The 17,368-nt window shown below is 63.6% G+C and carries 14 protein-coding genes; 11 read left to right on the top strand and 3 right to left on the bottom strand.

All coding sequences use genetic code 11. From position 1 onward, the window contains the following. Positions 1-55: 55 nt before the first annotated feature. Positions 56-622 carry a hypothetical protein gene (locus tag B7D75_RS20175; protein ID WP_107114358.1) on the bottom strand — a complete coding sequence of 189 codons (567 nt, stop codon included), beginning with the start codon at positions 620-622 and terminating at the stop codon, positions 56-58. Positions 623-721: 99 nt separating this feature from the next. On the opposite strand from B7D75_RS20175, the gene B7D75_RS20170 reads away from it, so the two are divergent. After that, positions 722-1,090, top strand: a complete 369-nt coding sequence (locus B7D75_RS20170; RefSeq protein WP_107114357.1) for a hypothetical protein — start codon at positions 722-724, stop codon at positions 1,088-1,090. A 318-nt stretch (positions 1,091-1,408) separates the two neighbouring features. Here B7D75_RS20170 and B7D75_RS20165 read toward each other — a convergent pair whose 3' ends face one another. After that, on the bottom strand, positions 1,409-4,255 hold the full coding sequence (locus tag B7D75_RS20165) for an ATP-binding protein (RefSeq protein ID WP_034079400.1): 2,847 nt from the start codon (positions 4,253-4,255) through the stop codon (positions 1,409-1,411). Between the two features lie 676 nt (positions 4,256-4,931). Here B7D75_RS20165 and B7D75_RS20160 point away from each other — a divergent pair. The 5 genes from B7D75_RS20160 to B7D75_RS29415 all read left to right on the top strand — a co-directional run bounded on the left by B7D75_RS20160 (position 4,932) and on the right by B7D75_RS29415 (position 10,828). Then, entirely contained in the window at positions 4,932-5,321 is a 390-nt protein-coding gene (locus B7D75_RS20160) for an Hpt domain-containing protein (protein ID WP_012076809.1), read from the top strand. A 478-nt stretch (positions 5,322-5,799) separates the two neighbouring features. Then, positions 5,800-6,411 (top strand): fimbrial protein, encoded by a 612-nt coding sequence (locus B7D75_RS20155; RefSeq protein WP_079384945.1) that lies wholly within the window; start codon positions 5,800-5,802, stop codon positions 6,409-6,411. A gap of 54 nt (positions 6,412-6,465) precedes the next feature. Continuing rightward, positions 6,466-7,182: a fimbrial biogenesis chaperone gene (locus B7D75_RS20150; RefSeq protein ID WP_034079403.1), complete on the top strand. Its 717-nt coding sequence runs from the start codon at positions 6,466-6,468 to the stop codon at positions 7,180-7,182. 92 nt (positions 7,183-7,274) lie between these two features. Next, positions 7,275-9,794: a fimbria/pilus outer membrane usher protein gene (locus B7D75_RS20145; RefSeq protein WP_107114356.1), complete on the top strand. Its 2,520-nt coding sequence runs from the start codon at positions 7,275-7,277 to the stop codon at positions 9,792-9,794. A 14-nt stretch (positions 9,795-9,808) separates the two neighbouring features. Next, positions 9,809-10,828 (top strand): fimbrial protein, encoded by a 1,020-nt coding sequence (locus B7D75_RS29415; protein WP_158039274.1) that lies wholly within the window; start codon positions 9,809-9,811, stop codon positions 10,826-10,828. 68 nt (positions 10,829-10,896) lie between these two features. Here the strand turns inward: B7D75_RS29415 and B7D75_RS20135 are convergent, their stop codons facing one another. Then, positions 10,897-11,415 (bottom strand): methylated-DNA--[protein]-cysteine S-methyltransferase, encoded by a 519-nt coding sequence (locus tag B7D75_RS20135; protein WP_053814348.1) that lies wholly within the window; start codon positions 11,413-11,415, stop codon positions 10,897-10,899. 529 nt (positions 11,416-11,944) lie between these two features. Between B7D75_RS20135 and pqsA the strand changes: the two genes are divergently transcribed. From pqsA to B7D75_RS20110, 5 genes are read left to right on the top strand one after another with little or no spacing between them, the layout of a single operon-like run. Next, positions 11,945-13,498 (top strand): anthranilate--CoA ligase, encoded by a 1,554-nt coding sequence (gene pqsA, locus B7D75_RS20130; protein ID WP_003148820.1) that lies wholly within the window; start codon positions 11,945-11,947, stop codon positions 13,496-13,498. Continuing rightward, positions 13,492-14,343, top strand: a complete 852-nt coding sequence (gene pqsB, locus B7D75_RS20125; RefSeq protein ID WP_033998683.1) for a 2-heptyl-4(1H)-quinolone synthase subunit PqsB — start codon at positions 13,492-13,494, stop codon at positions 14,341-14,343. Before pqsA ends, pqsB begins: the two co-directional genes overlap by 7 nt. Further along, a complete protein-coding gene (gene pqsC, locus B7D75_RS20120) occupies positions 14,336-15,382 on the top strand; it encodes a 2-heptyl-4(1H)-quinolone synthase subunit PqsC (protein ID WP_034079409.1) in 1,047 nt (348 codons plus the stop codon). The genes pqsB and pqsC overlap by 8 nt, the downstream gene beginning before the upstream one ends. A gap of 42 nt (positions 15,383-15,424) precedes the next feature. Beyond that, complete coding sequence (gene pqsD, locus B7D75_RS20115; RefSeq protein WP_003148817.1) at positions 15,425-16,438, top strand: anthraniloyl-CoA anthraniloyltransferase; 1,014 nt, start codon at positions 15,425-15,427, stop codon at positions 16,436-16,438. Then, on the top strand, positions 16,432-17,337 hold the full coding sequence (locus B7D75_RS20110; protein WP_012076800.1) for an MBL fold metallo-hydrolase: 906 nt from the start codon (positions 16,432-16,434) through the stop codon (positions 17,335-17,337). The genes pqsD and B7D75_RS20110 overlap by 7 nt, the downstream gene beginning before the upstream one ends. Positions 17,338-17,368: the final 31 nt, after the last annotated feature.

The following is a 17,368-nucleotide window of genomic DNA, read 5'->3' as shown; positions in this document are numbered from 1 at the left end:
GCGAAAGATACTTCAGGCTCCTGCCAAGGGGCGGGGAGGGCGGGCACGCCTCCCGTCATTTCGGCGCATTGCCGAGCATCTCGTCCAGGTCGCGCATGGTCTGTTTCCTGGCCTGGACGCCCTTGAGTTCGGCGAACATCGCCTGGACGGTCCGCACCATGCGCGCGGTGGCCATCTTGCCCAGTGGTAGCATCTGGTTGTTGGCGCGGATGGCGGGGGCGCAGACGAAGGCGAACGAGCGTTGCAGCCAATAGTCGTACTTCTCCGGGTCGATCCAGCCTTCGACGGTTTTCACGTTGTTGATGACGTTGTCGATGCGGCGCATGGCGCGCGCGTTGTAGAAGCGGATCCTGCGCTCCTCGCACTTGAACTGGACTTCGTAGGCCGCCAGCGTCGGCATCGACGGGTCTTCGAAGATCTGCATGATCTGCGCCGACTGGATGCCCTTGGGCTTCTGCACGATGCCGGCGGCGTCGGCGACGAATATCTCGTTGTTGTAGCGTTCGCCCTTGCCGTAGACGATCCAGTAGTCGCCCGAACTTTCGGCGATGGCTGTCGTTGCCGTGCACAGGAGAAGCAGCGGCAGCAGCCAGCGTCGAAGGTGGAGGAGTGGTTTGGTCATCGCTTCTTCCTTGAAATGTGGTGTTCCTGGCCACGGGGGCGTCCAAGGGAGGAATCATAGGTGCGGGCGGCCGCGAGGGTCGACTAGCACGGATGAACTATGGGCGCGCCGGGCGATCCCCGGGGCCGCCCGCCCGCGGCCCTCGCTGTCGCCTGCATCGCGCCAGTCCATGCGGGCGATCTCTGGCTCGTCTACAGCGAAGGAGAAAAGCCCAGCCGCATCTTCGTCGTCGTCGACGAGACCTATCTCGATGCGCTGCCTTTTTCCGAGCGGACCTGCCAGCTCGAAACCATCACCACCCTGGAAAGTCCCAGGGTGCCCGACTGGGTCTCCTCGAACATGCTCATCGACTGCGCTCGCAAGACCCTGGAGGAGCAGCTCATCCAGGTCTCGCCGCGCGGCGGCAGCTCACCACCGCGCCCGACCAGCCGGCGCGCCCGGCGAGCAACCCGGTCGGCGAGGCGTTGACCGCCTTCGCCTGCGAACTGGGACCGAAGGATGGCGTCCAGCGGCGCACAGCGCGACAGGCCGAGACCGACAATCGCGAGCGGGGATGGATGTTCCTGGGACCGCTGACGACGAGCGAGGTCGGCGACGCTCGAAGCGGAGAAGACCGAGAAGGAGCGGCTCGCCGGCGTGCAGGAGACGATGGCACGTTCCGAGGCGTACTCGCACTTCAGCCGGGTGTTCGGCACGTTCGATCGAGACGCGCGGTTGCGTCGCGCAGGCCAGGCGCGGAAGGCCTTCGCTGTCGTTCGTACCGGTGTGCGAGGAACGTTCGTCAGGTCATTCCTTGCGGATGACAAGAGCCAGCGTCTCCAGCGTAACCGGCTTGAACAGGACCTCATCCGCGCCCGCTTGCTGGAAGCGCTCCGCCATGGCCTCCTCGGCGCTGGCCGTCAGGGCGATGATGCGGCGACGGGCGCGGCCTTCGGCCTGCTCTTCCGCGCGGATCCGGGCGACCAGTTCGAAGCCGTTCATCTTCGGCATGTGTCCATCCGTGACGAGCAGGTCGAATTGCCCTGTCTTCCACCGTTCCCAGGCTTCGAGCCCGTCCTCCGAAAGCGTGACGGCATGGCCCAGCTGCAGTAGTTGTCCTTCCAGGACGATGCGGTTGAACGGGTGGTCGTCGGCGACGAGGATGCTCAGCGATGTCGCCCGCGTATCCATGTCCGGACTGGCCGTCACCTCGGGCAGGGTGGCCGGAGGCGCGGCGAGCGGCAGTTCGAGCGTCACGCTGAAATGCGAGCCCTTGCCGGGTTCGCTCTGCAGCGCGATATGCCCTCCCATGTGCTCCACCAGGCGCCGCGTGATGTTCAGGCCGAGCCCGCTGCCATGAGCCTGCCCGGCCTGGGCGGACTCGACCTGGGCGAAGGGCTGGAACAGCTTGGCGCTGTCCTCCGCCGAGACGCCGATGCCGGTGTCGATGACGTCCAGTTGCACATGCAGATGCTGCGACCGGCGCGTGCCGCTTACCCGCATCGTCACGCCGCCCCGCTCGGTGAACTTGATGGCGTTGCTCAGCAGGTTGAAGGTGATCTGCTTCAGGTGCAGCGGATCCACTGTGACCCACGTGTCCACTTCGCCATGGAGCTCGGTGGTCAGCGCCAGCTGTTTCTGGCGGGCCAGGCCGTCCACCAGCCCGGCTATCTCTTCCATCAGCGCCTTCAGCGCCACGGCCTTGGGCGTGGAGTCGATTTTTCCGCTTTCGATCCGGCTCAGGTCCAGGACATTGCCGATCAGCAGGAGCAGCCCCTGGGCAGCGGTCTGCGCGGCGACGAGCGATTCCTTGTCCAGCACGCCCTGGTCGGCCTGGCGCAGGGCCAGTTCCTGCAGGCCGATCACCGCGCTCAGCGGGGTACGCAGCTCATGGCTCATGGTCGACAGGAAGATGCTCTTGGCCTGGTTGGCGGCCTCCGCCTTCTGCTCCGCCTGGCGGGTCCTGCGGATCTGCCGGGTCAGGTAGAGCCCCCAGACGATGGAAATGGCTACCAGAAGCAGAAACACGCCCACGATCTGCAGGATAAGTTGCCGGTAATCACGCCAGAAGCTTCCCTTGATGCTCAGATACCTGGGCTCCCATTTCCTGATCAGCTCGGAGATTTCTTCCGGGGTCACCGAGAGCTGGGCCTTTTCCAGGATGCTGTACAGCTCCTTTTCCGGCGCCTGCACGGCCAGGCTGACGGGGCGGCTGTACTCGTCCAGTACGCCTGTCACCCGCAGGCGATTGTCGAAGCGTTGGGTCACCACGAAGCGGGCGGCGTAGTCGCTGCCGACGAAGCTGTCGTTTATGCCTTCGTCGACACTGCGCAGCGCATCGACGAGGGTGGGATAGACGGCCAGCCTGATGCGTGGGTGATGCGTGCGTATCTCGCTTTCCAGGAAGTAGCCGGAAACCACCGCCACGCGCTGCCCCTCGAGTTCGGAAAGGTGGTGGACCTGATCGTTTCCGCCGGGTCTGGGCGAGCCTTTCGCGGCGAGGACGATGACCGACGACTGCAGGTAGGGCGGCAACAACTCGATGCTGTCCGATAGCGCTGGCGTAGGCGACATCACCGGCGACAGCAGGGCATCCCCCCTGGCCATCGCCTGGTCGAGTTCCGTGTAGTTGCGGGCGGCGACATAGTCGAAGCGGAGGCCGCTGCGGCGGCTGACGAGCTCCAGGTAGTCCGGGCCGATGCCTACCGCCTTGCCATTCTGGTCGAACTGCCCGAGCGCGCCCAGCGAACCATTGAGCACGACCTTGATCCTGGGGTTGTCCGCCAGCCAGCGGTTTTCCCTGGGCGTCAGGGCTATCCGGTTGTCGCTCAGGCTGATGCTTCGGCCACCGCTCCAGCTGCGCAGGATGCCGTCGCCGAACTGTGCGGAGACGACAGGCAGGGCCTTGTCGAGATAGGCGCGCAGGCGCGCGTCGTCGGGTCTCAGGAGAAAACCGAAGCCTCGGCTTTCGATGGGGGCGAAGCTCTTGATCTTGAGGTTCACCCAGTAATTGGTATTGATGAGGTAGTTGCTGGAAACCACGTCTCCCAGCGCCGCGTCGACTTCGTCGAGGGCCAGGGCCTCCAGTGCCCGCTTGGTGGATTCGTAGAGGAACAGCCGACTGCCGGGATAGGCGGCGGCAATCTGCGTTTCCGTGAGATAGCCGGGAGGGATGGCCAGGCGGATGGCGGATTTCTCCAGGGATTCCGCTGCGTCGCTGGTGGTGACCAGCACGGGTTGGTCGAGCAGGTAGAGTTCGCTCAGGGCCAGTTTGCTGGCGCTGGCTTCGACCGGCGTGCTGCTGCCCAGCAGGTCCACTTCACCCCGGCGCAGGGCCTGGAGCGCGGCTTCCCGCGAAGGATAGCGGGCGATCCGGACAGGCTGGTCGAACAGCAGTGCGAGATAATCCGCGGTAATGCCCTGCAGGTGATTGGCGCTGAGCAGTTCCAGTGGCGGATAGTCGGGGCTGGACACGCCAAGGGTCAGCGGTCCCCGCTCGGCCAGCCACTGCCTATCGGCTTCGTCCAGCCAGGGGCGAAGGGTCGGGGCTACCCGCCCGAACAGGGTGATGGGCGTCTGTTGGGCCAGGCTGAGCGTGTTGCCGGCAAGGAAAACGACAAGAAAGGCTAGCGCGCGCCAAGCCATTGCCCTCATGGAGTGTCCTTCGAAATCTGCTGGGTGTGGATGCGTCGGAACCGTGCGTCGGCGGGCCTATGGCCTGGCGCGCGGGAGCCCTGGCGATGTCGAGCTGGCCGCCTTGCCGGCAGGCACCCTTCGCCGGCGAGGTGTGGCCGGCGCAGAGCCTCTTCCATCCTTGCAGGGCAAGCGCGGGAAAGAGGGGAGACGATTCAGACGGACCGGGAATGTCGGTGCTTCGACGTTCAGGCGTTCGGTACGCGTTCATGACCGTGCTTCCGATGCTTGGCGGGAGGGACTCGATGGATCTGTCCTGGGCGCCATGGTAGCACCTGCCCGCCACAGACGCCTCAATGATCCTTGCGGCCAGGGAGCTTCCGCGGATTTTCGTTGCTGTAGGACTTTCCTGACTTGAGCCGCTGTGCTGGCGCGGCCGTTGCGAAGCGAAAGAGCTGCTCAACTGCAACGCGTGCATGCGCAGAATGCCGCGGTGGCGCCTGGAGCCGGCGCGCTTCGCGAGGTGAGGGCAGCCATGCCGGATGGGCGATAGCGGCAGCGGAGGCTGGTCAATTCCCTTATCCTCGCCCATTGATTGATGTTCCGATGGCTGGGTTCAGGTTGATCTGGCGAGGCCGATGGGTTTGACATGCGGAAACTTGCTGGCCGAATCCGCAAGCATGACGATGAGGGGCGTATGAACGAGAAACTGGATTCGAAACAGTCGATGGATAGGCTGTTCGATAGCCGATCCTTGGAGTCCATAACAGGCGGTGAGCCGGACGCATTGCGACGTCTGCTGGACACGCTGCTGACGAGCAGCCGGGACGACCGCGCACGTTTGGCGCAGTTGCTCGAACACAAGGACCAGCAGGGGCTGGCCGAACTTGCTCACCGTATAAAAGGCGCTGCCAGGGTGGTTGGCAGCAGCGTCCTGGTAGAGGCTTGCACCCGGCTCGAGGAGGCCTGTCGGGGGCGGGGCGAAGGTCTTGCCCTGGTGCCCGGCTATGCGGCGACTCTGGACGATGGACTCGAAACGTTCGAAGCCAGCATTCTGGCGGAGTTGGCCAGGCTTACAAAAGTCTGAGTCGTTTCCGGTGGTGGGTTCTTCAGCGGCCTACCACCTACCAATTCCTTATCCCGCGGAGACATGCCTCTTCTCCTGTCTCCTGACTTCTCAAGGCCGGGCCGTCTGGTCCCGGTTTCTCTGTTTCACCTGGAGACAGCGTCCTTCTAATTTCAGCGGGCCTGCCATGGTTTCAATCGGGCTTGTGTGAAGTGCCAATTCGCCGATGAATTGATATGGGCTTTCTGCTTCGCAACTACCGGAACTTCTGGAAGTTTTTCCACTTGTGAACGCAAACAGGCGGGCTTTCCTGTCTCGTTATTTGAGATGAATCATTATTTAGGGTACTTGTAGGAAAATTCATACATTTCGGGGGACGTTTCATACGGCGGCATGGGAAGCGATTAATTGTCGTCCTATTGATGCTTCTGGAGAATAGGCGTGGCTCTTAAGGAGTTCATTTTCGCAATACATCCACTAGCAAAAAGGAAGCTCAATCGTGTCCATTTCCATGAAAAGTCTTCTGGCTGCCGCAGTAGCCAGCCTGGTTGTCGGTAACGCCATGGCTGCAGACGGCACCATCAACTTCACCGGCAACATCACTGCTGCATCCTGCAATATCACCGGCGGCGCCGGCACCGGTGTTACCGGTGACAAAGGCAACAAGATCATCGACGTCAACCTGGGCACTGTCAGTATCGATGCTCTGGGCGGCACCGCTGGTGGCGGCATCGCGGCCGGTACCAACATCAACCTGGATCTGGACTGTGGCGCTACCGGCACCGGCCTGACCCACGTCCAGCTCCGCTTCGACCCGCAGTCCGGCTCCCAGATCGACCCCAACAACAACCAGTTGCTGAAGCTGACTGGCGGCTCGACGGCCAAAGGCGTAGGCATCGGCCTGTACAAGCAGGACGGCACCCGCATCAACCTGTCCAACTCCAGCGACGTCTTCGAGGAAGCGCTGGTCAAGGCTGGTACCGATCCGAACTACACCTATAGCGCCAAGCTGAACCTGCGCGCCGGTTATGTCATGACCGCCTCCGATGCCAAAGGCGTAACTGCGGGTTCCGCGAACGGCACCCTGCCGTTCACCCTGACCTACCGTTAATTCGCCCTGTAGAGGGGGGCTGCGGCCCCCCTTTCTCAAGCTTCGAGTTAAACCATGAAACTTGCATTGTCTTCCAGATTACTTTGGGCTGGCGCCTTCATGTTGTTTTCCGGCATGGCCAGTGCGGGCATTACCTTGGGTGGCACACGCGTCGTTATCCAGGCTCCTGCCAAGGAGGCGTCCATCCTGGTGAAGAACCAGGCCGCAGAGGACATCATGATCCAGTCCTGGATGGAGCCCGAATCCGGCAGCGGGATACAGGATGTTCCTTTTGCGATCACGCCACCACTGAGCCGGTTGGGCGCGAACAAACAGCAGAACCTGCGCATTCTCTTCCAGGGTCAAGGGCTGCCGTCGGATCGTGAGTCCGTGTTTCGCCTGAGCGTCCAGGAAATCCCGCAGAAGGCAAAAGGGGAAAACACCCTGCAGATCGCACTTCGTCAACGTATCAAGGTTTTCTATCGTCCGGCAGGACTGCCGACTGTTGAAGACGCGCCAAAGAACTTGAAATGGCGCCTGGTTCGTCAGGATGGAAAAGCACTCCTCGAAGTCACCAATGATTCGCCCTTTCATATTTCCTTTGTCGCCGTGAAGTTGAAATCCGGTAGCAAGTCCTATGAAGCCATGGCGGACATGATTGCACCGAAGTCCTCTCAAAAGTTGGTTCTAAAGGATGCTGTTCCGAGTGCCGCCACCGGTTTGAGCGTCGAGTTTGAAAACGTCAACGATTTTGGTGCCTCCGAGAAACACTCAGGTGTCCTGACGAACTGATTCATATGCAGGGTAGGGCAGGTCGGAACCTGTCCTGATTACGGACAAATATTTCCAGCCGAAGTTGGGAAGTTAGCCCAAGGGATAGTCTCGTGGCCATTTTCAGGAAAAAGTTCAATTTCAAAATAGCCCTTTGTTCCGGGTCTTCCTGTTTTATGGCCCTGGGGCTTGCGCTGCCGGCCGCTGTCCAGGCGGTGGAGTTCAATACGGAACTCCTGAACAATACCAATGGCAGCCCGGTTGAACTCAAGTATTTCGAGCAAGGAAACTCGGTTGCGCCGGGCTCCTATAACGTCGACGTCTACCTGAATCAGACGATGATCCGTCGCCAGGACATCAACTTCAGCGCCAATGCCGAAACCGGCGAGGTCCGTCCGGTCATTCAGGTCGGCCTGCTCAGGGACCTGGGCGTCGACGTGGCCCGCCTGATGCGCGACAACCTGATTCCATCCAATCTCGAGAACAATACTCCGCTGGACATCGCAGCGCTCATTCCCGGCGCGTCGGTCGATTTCGAGGTCAACCAGCTGGCCCTGCTGGTCAGCATTCCGCAGATGTATGTCCAGCGGCATGTCCGGGGCTATGTGGATCCTTCCCTCTGGGACGATGGGGTCACGGCGCTGTTCACCAACTACCAGGCCAACTTCAGCCGCAATACCAGCCATGGCGACAGCAGCGACTATCGATACCTGGGTTTGCGCAATGGCTTCAACCTGTTCGGCTGGCGCCTGCGCAACGACTCCTCCCTGGTCGGCGGCACCGGCATGCGCAACAAGTTCAGCAGCAACCGCACCTATGTAGAGCGCGATATACGTCCACTCAAGGGCACTCTTTCTCTCGGCGAGCTGTATACCAACTCGGAAATCTTCGACAGCGTGCGTATGCGAGGGGTGAGGTTGCAATCCGATATCGGCATGCAACCCGACAACGAGGTCGGCTACGCGCCCGTGGTACGTGGAATCGCTGAAACCAACGCCACTGTCGAGATACGCCAGGACGGCTACGTGATCTATTCCACCAGCGTATCGCCGGGGGCTTTCGAGATCACCGACATCTATCCCAGCGGTTCCAACGGTGACCTGGAGGTGAAGATCATCGAGGAGGATGGGCGCGAGCGAACCTTCAAGCAGTCGTATTCCTACCTGCCCGTGATGACGCGTAAGGGGAACCTGCGCTACAGCGTATCGGCTGGTGAGTACCGGAACGACGGGCAACCCTCGCCCAAGCTGGTGCAGGGCACCACCGTCTACGGCATGTCCGACAACGTCACCGGGTACGGCGGCCTGCTGGTGGCCGACAACTACAATGCCACCAACCTTGGCCTGGGCTTGAACACCCCTTATGGCGGGCTCTCGATGGACATCACCCACAGCCAGTCGAAGGCCCGGCGCAGCGGCAGGAGCCAGGGGCAGAGCTTGCGCTTCCTCTATTCCAAGACCATCAACTCCACCGACACCAACTTCACCATGGTGGGCTACCGCTACTCCACCGAGGGCTACCGCACGCTCAGCCAGCATGTGGAGGATCTGTCGAGCGAGGACTTCCTGAATGGTGTCAGCTATGGCCGGCAGAAGAGCCGCCTGGACCTGACGGTGAACCAGACGCTGTTCCGCACCAGTTCGATCTATCTTAGCGCCGGCGAGACGACGTACTGGAACCGCCAGGGTAGTACCCGCCGCTGGCAGTTCGGCTACAGCAGCAGCTACAGGAGCGCCACCTACAGCCTGGCGGTATCGCGTACCCAGGACACCGGGCCGGTGGGCCAGGCCGATACCCAGTTCACCGCCTCTGTCAGCATTCCCTTGGGTAGTTCGAGTCGTTCTCACCGTGCCTACGCCAGTGCCGTATCCTCCCGGCATGGGGATTCCAGCCTGCAAAGTGGCGTTTCCGGTTACCTGGACGATCAGAATTCCGTCAACTACTCCGTCCAGGCGGGACATAGCAAGTACAACGGCGACAGCGGTAGCGTGGGGCTTGGCTGGGATACCGCGAAGGCTTCGTTGAGCGCCAACTACAGTCAGGGACGCGACAACAAGCACATCGATATGGGCGCCAGCGGTTCCGTCGTGGTGCATGGGGGCGGCGTGACCTTCGGCCAGTCGGTGGGAGAAACCTTCGCGCTGGTCGAGGTGCCGGATGTCTCCGGTGTCGGTATCGAAGGCTACCGGGGCGTGCGTACCGATGGCAGTGGCTATGCGGTAGTGCCCTACGCGCAGCCATACCGATACAACTATGTGAACCTGGATGCCACCACGCTCGGTTCCGATACCGAGGTTTCCGACAACTCCAAGATGGTCGTTCCCACTCGCGGGGCGGTGGTCCGCAGCAGCTTCGCCGCGGAATCCGGCCGCCGCGTGCAGTTCGAACTGACCATGGGCTCTGGCGAGAAGATCCCGTTCGGTGCCCAGGCCTACGACGCGGAGGAGAAGGTGGTCGGCATGGTGGACAACCTTTCTCGTCTGCTGGTGTTCGGCATCCAGGATCAGGGACGTCTTTCCATCCGTTGGAGCAGCGGCTCTTGCATGGCTGACTACCAGTTGCCGCCGAAGAACAAGGAACTTGCCTATGAACGCGTGCAGCTCTCTTGTGTCTCGCCCACCAACGGAATATGACTGAGAGTCCCTTCATGAAACGATTTTTCCTGACCGTGGTGATCGTCTTTCTCATTTTTCCCGTCGCTGGCTTTGCCAAGCCGACTGAGGGTTGCTTCGTCGTATCTCGGGGTGGTAATGGCGAGACCATTCCCTATCAAGATGTCAGGTTCCCTGCAGTATTGCCTTCGACGTTCGACCCGAATGTGCCGGATGGTACGGTGATCTATGATGCCGCGGGTATGGGAGACAACTACTTCGCGGTCGTGATGTGTGGAGTTAGTGAGCTCATCGGGAACATGGTGTACGAAGGCGTGGGGAGGTACAACGCCAAGTTCAATGCCTATGAAACGTCGGTGTCAGGGGTCGGCTATCGAATAACGGATTTCGAAAAAGATGGGTGGTGGCCGAGAAACATAAACTATCAGGGAATTGGAAAGATTCTTTTAGGGGCGAACGACTATAGAGTGCAGCTGGTGAAAACCGGACCCATTACCGCCGCCGGGGTACTGTCAGGTGAGATCGGTACTATCAGGGTCCTGGATCATGGCGGTCTGGTAGCCGCACGAGTCAGTTTCAATGGCGGCCTGCCGATTCGCCCGACCGTTCCCACCTGCACCATCCAGAAAAAGAGGCTCGACATAGGCCTGGGTGAGGTCAGCCTGGTCCAGCTGGAGCGGAGTGGCGGATCGGATTACAAGCCCTTCTCCATCGACCTGCAATGCTCGGGAGGCTCGACAGGCGCCTCTACCCGGATGTTCATCACCCTGACCGACTCCACGAACCCGGGTAATCGCGGCAACCGGTTGACTCTGTCCTCCAAGGGCTCCACCGCGGCCAAGGGCGTCGCCGTGGAAATTCGCCGGGCGGACGACTCCATGGTCAGCTTCGGCCCGGACTCCAAGATCACCGGCAACCCCAACCAATGGTTCGTCGGCCAGTTCGGCAACACCAGTACCTCGATTCCGTTGAGGGCGCGCTATGTGACGACGTCCTCTCCGCTGGCAGCGGGCCAGGCCAATGCCGCCGCGACCTTCACGATGAGCTACCAGTAAGGGCGGTACTATCGCTTCTTGCCAGGCGGGCGCCAGCGCTTCGCCTGGTTTGCCGTCAGGTCGACGTATCAGCCACCGCCGAGTCCATCCAGCAGGTCCGGCCTGCATACCTGGCGTTCCAGTTGCAGGAGCCTCTGCTTGGCCTCCAGTCCTCCGGCGAAGCCGGTCAGCCCCCCCGATGCGCCGATGACCCGATGGCAGGGGGCGATGATGGAGATCGGGTTCCTGCCATTGGCCGCCCCGACCGCCCGTACGGCCCTGGGGCTGCCGATCTGCGTGGCGATTTCCGAATAGCTGCGGGTTTCGCCGAAGGGAATGGTAAGCAGCGCGGCCCAGACCTTCTTCTGAAAATCGGTGCCGTGGAAGTCGATGGGCAGGTCGAAGCGTGTGCGCTGGCCGGCGAAGTATTCGCGCAATTGGCGTTCGGTCTCGATGAGCACGGGGTTGGCGTCCGCCGCCTCCATCGCGTCCAGCGGAACGCGATTCGGACGTTCGTGCGGCCAGAGCACGGCGACCAGCGCCGGGCCCCTGGCTACCAGCGTCAGGGTACCGACCGGCGACTGCATTTTCGTATAGCGGTAGTACATCTGTGGCACATCCTTTCCCGGCAAGGCCGCCCCAGTGTACGCAATGATTCACGGGAGCGAGGAGAGGGGTTGGCCAGGCTCCCTGTTTCCCGCCCCGGTGGGCCGCGCTGGGCGCCCTGGATGGCGCCCGCGGCCAGGCCAGCGGAACTGTGAGATCTGGCAGGCGATTTGCCAGGCAAAGTAGGTTGTCATTGGTTTGTAGTCTTTTCGAGCCGGAGACGACGTTCGATGGTGGTGGGTTGTAACGGTTCTTTGCCGCTTGCCGGATTCCTCCCGTAGCGGGCGCAGCCACCAGCGTCGGACAGTCCGGGCCGGTTCTCCAGCGAAGAGCCGTCGTTCATGCGGCTGCGAAGCATCCTGGGCATGGCCAGGCCGGTTGCCGGCCCCTGGCCACCGAAACTTTTTCGTTCGGACTCCGAATACCGCGCTTCGCCCAGCGCCGCTAGTTTCCCGTTCCTGACAAAGCAAGCGCTCTGGCTCAGGCCTCTCCTGAAACAGGCGCCTATCGCTGAAGAGGGAACGTTCTGTCATGACCACACTGGCCAACCTGACCGAGGTTCTGTTCCGCCTCGACTTCGATCCCGGCACCGAACTGTATCGCTATCGGGGCCAGACATTGAGCCGCCGGCAGTGCCGCTCCGCCATCCTCTCGCAGGCAAGCCAGCTGGCCCGGGTGCTCGAACCCGGCGACCGGGTGGTGCTGGCGCTCAACGATTCGCCCTCGCTGGTCTGCCTGTTCCTCGCCTGCATCGCCGTTGGGGCGATTCCGGCGGTGATCAATCCGAAGACCCGCGAGCCGGCTCTGGCCGAGATCCTGGCCGATTGCCAGGCCAGCCTGGTGGTTCGCGAAGCCGATGCGCCTTCGTTGAGCGGGCCGTTGGCGCCGCTGACCCTGCGTGCCACCGTCGGGCAGCCGTTGCTCGACGATTTTTCCCTGGCGGCGCTGGCGGGGCCCGCCGAGCCCGGCTGGAGCGACTTCCACCGCCAGGAGTCGACGACGCCCTGCTATCTGCAATACACCTCGGGTTCCACCGGCGCGCCGAAGGGCGTGATCCACACCTTGCGCAATACCCTCGGCTTCTGCCGTGCCTTCGCCGGGGAATTGCTGGCGCTGCGCGAAGGCGACCGGCTGTATTCGATACCCAAGATGTTCTTCGGCTACGGCATGGGCAACAGCCTGTTCTTCCCGTGGTTCAGCGGCGCCTCGGCGCTGCTCGACGACACCTGGCCGAGCGCGGAGCGGGTGCTGGAGAACCTGCGCGCCAGCCGGCCGAAGGTGCTGTTCGGCGTGCCGGCGATCTATGCGGCGTTGCGCCCTCATGCGCACGAACTCCTGGAGAGCGTGCGCCTGGCGTTTTCCGCCGGATCGCCCCTGCCGCGCGGCGAGTTCGAGTTCTGGAGCGCCCAGGGCCTGGAGATCTGCGATGGCATCGGGGCGACCGAGGTCGGCCATGTCTTCCTCGCCAACCGGCCGGGCCAGGCGCAGGCCGATAGCACCGGCCTGCCGTTGCCGGGCTACGAGTGCCGGTTGCTGGACCGTGACGGCGAGACCGTCGAGGCGGCCGGCCAGCAGGGCGTGCTGCTGGTGCGCGGGCCGGGGCTGAGCCCGGGCTACTGGCGGGCCAGCGTCGAGCAGCAGGCGCGCTTCGCCGACGGCTGGTACCGCACCGGCGACCTGTTCGAGCGTGATGAGCGAGGCGCCTACCGCCACTGCGGACGGGAGGACGATCTGTTCAAGGTGAATGGCCGCTGGGTGGTGCCGACCCAGGTCGAGCAAGCGGTCTGCCGGCATCTGCCGGAGGTGCGCGAAGCCGTGCTGGTGCCTACCAGTCGGCGTCACGATGGCCTGCGTCCGACTCTTTTCGTGACCCTGGACGAGCGCCAGGAGAGCAACCAGATCCTGCTGGCGCAACGCATCGACCAGCATCTCGGCCAACGGATTCCCTCGCACATGCTGCCCAGCCAGCTGCATGTACTGCCGGCACTGCCGCGCAACGACAACGGCAAGCTGGCGCGCGCCGAGCTGCGTCATCTCGCCGACACCCTCTACCACGACAACCTTCCGGAGGAACGGGCATGTTGATTCAGGCTGTGGGGGTGAACCTGCCCCCATCCTATGTGTGTCTGGACGGACCGCTGGGCGGCGAACGCCCCAGGGCCCAGGGCGACGAGATGCTGATGCAGCGTTTGCTGCCGGCGGTGCGCGAGGCCCTGGACGAGGCGTCTGTGCAGCCCGAGGAGATCGACCTGATCGTGGGCCTCGCCCTGTCTCCCGACCACCTCATCGAAAATCGCGACATCATGGCGCCGAAGATCGGCCACCCCTTGCAGAAAGTGCTCGGGGCGAAGCGTGCGCATGTCTTCGACCTCACCGATTCCAGCCTGGCCCGCGCGCTCTACGTGGTCGATACCCTCGCCAGCGACCAGGGCTATCGCAACGTGCTGGTGGTGCGCGGCGAGTCCAGCCAGGGACTGGAGGTGGATAGCGAATCCGGCTTCGCCCTCGCCGACGGCGCCCTGGCGCTGCTCTGCCGGCCGACCGGCAAGGCTGCGTTCCGCCGCGGTGCGCTGGGCGGTGATCCGGCGCAGGAATGGCTGCCGCTGAGCATTCCACTGAATACCGATATTCGCCAGGTAGGCGACGTCAAGGGACATCTCAACCTGCCGGCCCAGCCCGGGTTGCCCGAAGCGGTGCGCGCCGGATTCACCCGCCTGGCCGGGGACTTCCCGCAGCTGAACTGGGTGCGCGAGGAATGGTTCGGCCAGGGGCGGCCCGATGGTCGTTGCCTGGGGCCGTTCGAGCTGGCGTCGCAGTTGCGCGCGGCGCAACGCGACCGCCTGGAGGAGTTGCTGCTGATCAGCTTCGATCCGTTCGGCATGGTGGTGGAGGGCGTGACCCTGGAACTGGCGGGAGAAGCTCATGCATAAGGTCAAACTGGCAGCGATCACCTGTGAGCTTCCGGCTCGCAGCTATGAAAACGACGATCCGGTGTTCGCCGCGGTACCGGACCTCAGCGAGTCCTGGTGGCAATTCTGGGGCGTCAATCGGCGGGGCTATTTCGATCCGCGGAACGGCGAGAACGAGTTCAGCCTGGTGGTCCGTGCCGCCGAGCGCCTGCTGCGCAGCAGCGATACCGCGCCGGATAGCGTGGACATGCTGATCTGTTCGGCTTCTTCGCCGATCATGACGGACGCCGGCGATGTCCTGCCGGATCTGCGCGGGCGTCTCTACCCGCGCATGGCCAACGTGCTGTCCAAGCAACTCGGACTGAGCCGGGCGCTGCCACTGGATTCGCAGATGGAGTGCGCCAGCTTCCTGCTCAACCTGCGCCTGGCGGCGAGCATGATCCGCCAGGGCAAGGCGGAGAAGGTGCTGGTGGTGTGCAGCGAATACATTTCCAACCTGCTCGACTTCACCTCGCGCACCTCGACCCTGTTCGCCGATGGTTGCGCGGTGGCCCTGCTGACCCGCGGCGACGACGACAGCTGCGACCTGCTGGCCTCGGCCGAGCATAGCGACGCCACGTTCTATGAAGTGGCCACCGGTCGCTGGCGCCTGCCGGAAAACCCGGCCGGCGAGGCCAGGCCGCGGCTGTATTTCTCGTTGTTCAGCGATGGCCAGAACAAGATGGCCAGCTTCGTCCCGACCAACGTGCCGATCGCGATGCGCCGCGCCCTGGAGAAGGCCGGGCTGGGCAGCGACGAGATCGACTACTTCGTGTTCCACCAGCCGGCGCCGTTCCTGGTCAACGCCTGGGCCGAAGGCATCGGCGCGCGTCCGGACCAGTACCAGCTGACGATGGGCGATACCGGGGTGATGATCTCGGTTTCCATTCCCTACACCCTGATGACCGGCCTGCGCGAGGGCAAGATCCGACCCGGCGATCGCATCGTCATGGCCGGCGCCGCGACCGGCTGGGGCTTCGCCGCGCAGGTCTGGCGGCTGGGCGAGGTACTGGTGTGCTGACCCATCGCCACGCCGATCCACTGCGCTCGAGGAGGGCCGCACATGGGTAATCCGATTCTCGCCGGGCTGGGGTTCAGCCTGCCGAAACGCCAGGTCAGCAACCATGACCTGGTGGGACGCATCAACACTTCGGACGAATTCATCGTCGAACGCACCGGCGTGCGCACGCGCTACCACGTCGAACCGGAGCAGGCGGTCAGCGCGCTGATGGTGCCGGCGGCACGCCAGGCCATCGAGGCCGCCGGGCTGCTGCCGGGGGACATCGACCTGCTGCTGGTCAACACCCTGTCGCCGGATCACCACGATCCATCCCAGGCCTGCCTGATCCAGCCGCTGCTCGGCCTGCGACAGATCCCGGTGCTGGATATCCGGGCGCAATGCAGCGGGCTGCTCTACGGCCTGCAGGTGGCCCGCGGGCAGATCCTCGCCGGCCTGGCGCGGCATGTCCTGGTGGTCTGCGGCGAGGTCCTGTCCAAGCGCATGGACTGTTCCGATCGCGGGCGCAACCTGTCGATCCTGCTCGGCGACGGCGCCGGCGCGGCGGTGGTCAGCGCCGGCGACAGTCTCGAAGATGGCCTGCTGGACCTGCGCCTGGGCGCCGACGGCAACTACTTCGACCTGCTGATGACCGCGGCGCCGGGCAGCGCGTCGCCGACCTTCCTCGACGATAACGTCCTGCGCCAGGGCGGTGGCGAGTTCCTCATGCGCGGCCGGCCGATGTTCGAGCATGCCAGCCAGACCCTGGTGCGGATCGCCGGCGAAATGCTCGCCGCCCACGCGCTCACGCTGGACGACATCGACCACGTCATCTGCCACCAGCCGAACCTGCGCATCCTCGATGCGGTGCAGGAGCAACTGGGCATCCCGCAGCACAAGTTCGCCGTCACCGTCGATCGCCTCGGCAACATGGCTTCGGCCTCGACCCCGGTGACGCTGGCGATGTTCTGGCCGGACATCCAGCCGGGACAACGGGTGCTGATCCTGACCTACGGCTCCGGGGCGACCTGGGGCGCGGCGCTGTACCGCAAACCGGAGGAGGTGAACCGGCCATGTTGAGACTCTCGGCTCCCGGCCAACTGGACGATGACCTGTGCCTGTTGGGGGACGTTCAGGTACCGGTGTTCCTGCTGCGCCTCGGCGAGGCGAGCTGGGCGCTGGTCGAAGGAGGGATCAGCCGGGATGCCGAATTGGTCTGGGCCGACCTGTGCCGTTGGGTGGCCGACCCGTCCCAGGTGCATTACTGGCTCATCACCCACAAGCACTACGACCATTGCGGCCTGTTGCCCTACCTGTGCCCGCGGCTGCCCAACGTGCAGGTCCTGGCGTCGGAGCGGACCTGCCAGGCCTTCCGGTCGGAAAGCGGCGTGCGGGTAGTCGAGCGCTTGAACCGGCAACTGCTGCGTGCGGACCAGCGGTTGCCCGAAGCCTGCGCCTGGGACGCGTTGCCGGTGCGTCCGCTGGTCGACGGCGAGTGGCTGGAGCTCGGCCCGCGGCATCGCCTGCAGGTCATCGAGGCGCACGGTCATAGCGACGACCAGATCGTTTTCTACGACGTACGTCGGCGGCGCCTGTTCTGTGGCGACGCCCTGGGTGAGTTCGACGAGGCGGAAGGGGTGTGGCGGCCGCTGGTATTCGAGGACCTGGACGCCTACCTGGACACCCTGGAGCGCCTGCAGCGGTTGCCGACCCTGCTGCAGCTGATCCCGGGCCATGGCGGCCTGCTGCGGGGGCGGCTGGCCGCGGACGGGGCGGAGTCCGCCTTCACCGAGTGCCTGCGGCTGTGCCGGCGCTTGCGCTGGCGGCAGGCGATGGGCGAGTCGATCAATGAGTTGAGCGAGGATTTGCACCGTGCCTGGGGTGGGCAGAGCGTCGACTTCCTGCCCGGCGGACTGCACCTGGGCAGCATGCGCCGGATGCTGGAGATTCTTTCCCGCCAGTCGCTGCCGCTGGAGTGAGACGGGAAATTCATTGCGGCGGCGAGCGCCG

The organism is Pseudomonas paraeruginosa (assembly GCF_003025345.2).
In the GTDB taxonomy this organism is placed as follows: Bacteria; Pseudomonadota; Gammaproteobacteria; order Pseudomonadales; family Pseudomonadaceae; genus Pseudomonas; species Pseudomonas paraeruginosa.
The sequence above is the reverse complement of the archived record's forward strand: the minus strand, read 5'-3'. Positions and strand labels throughout refer to the sequence as shown.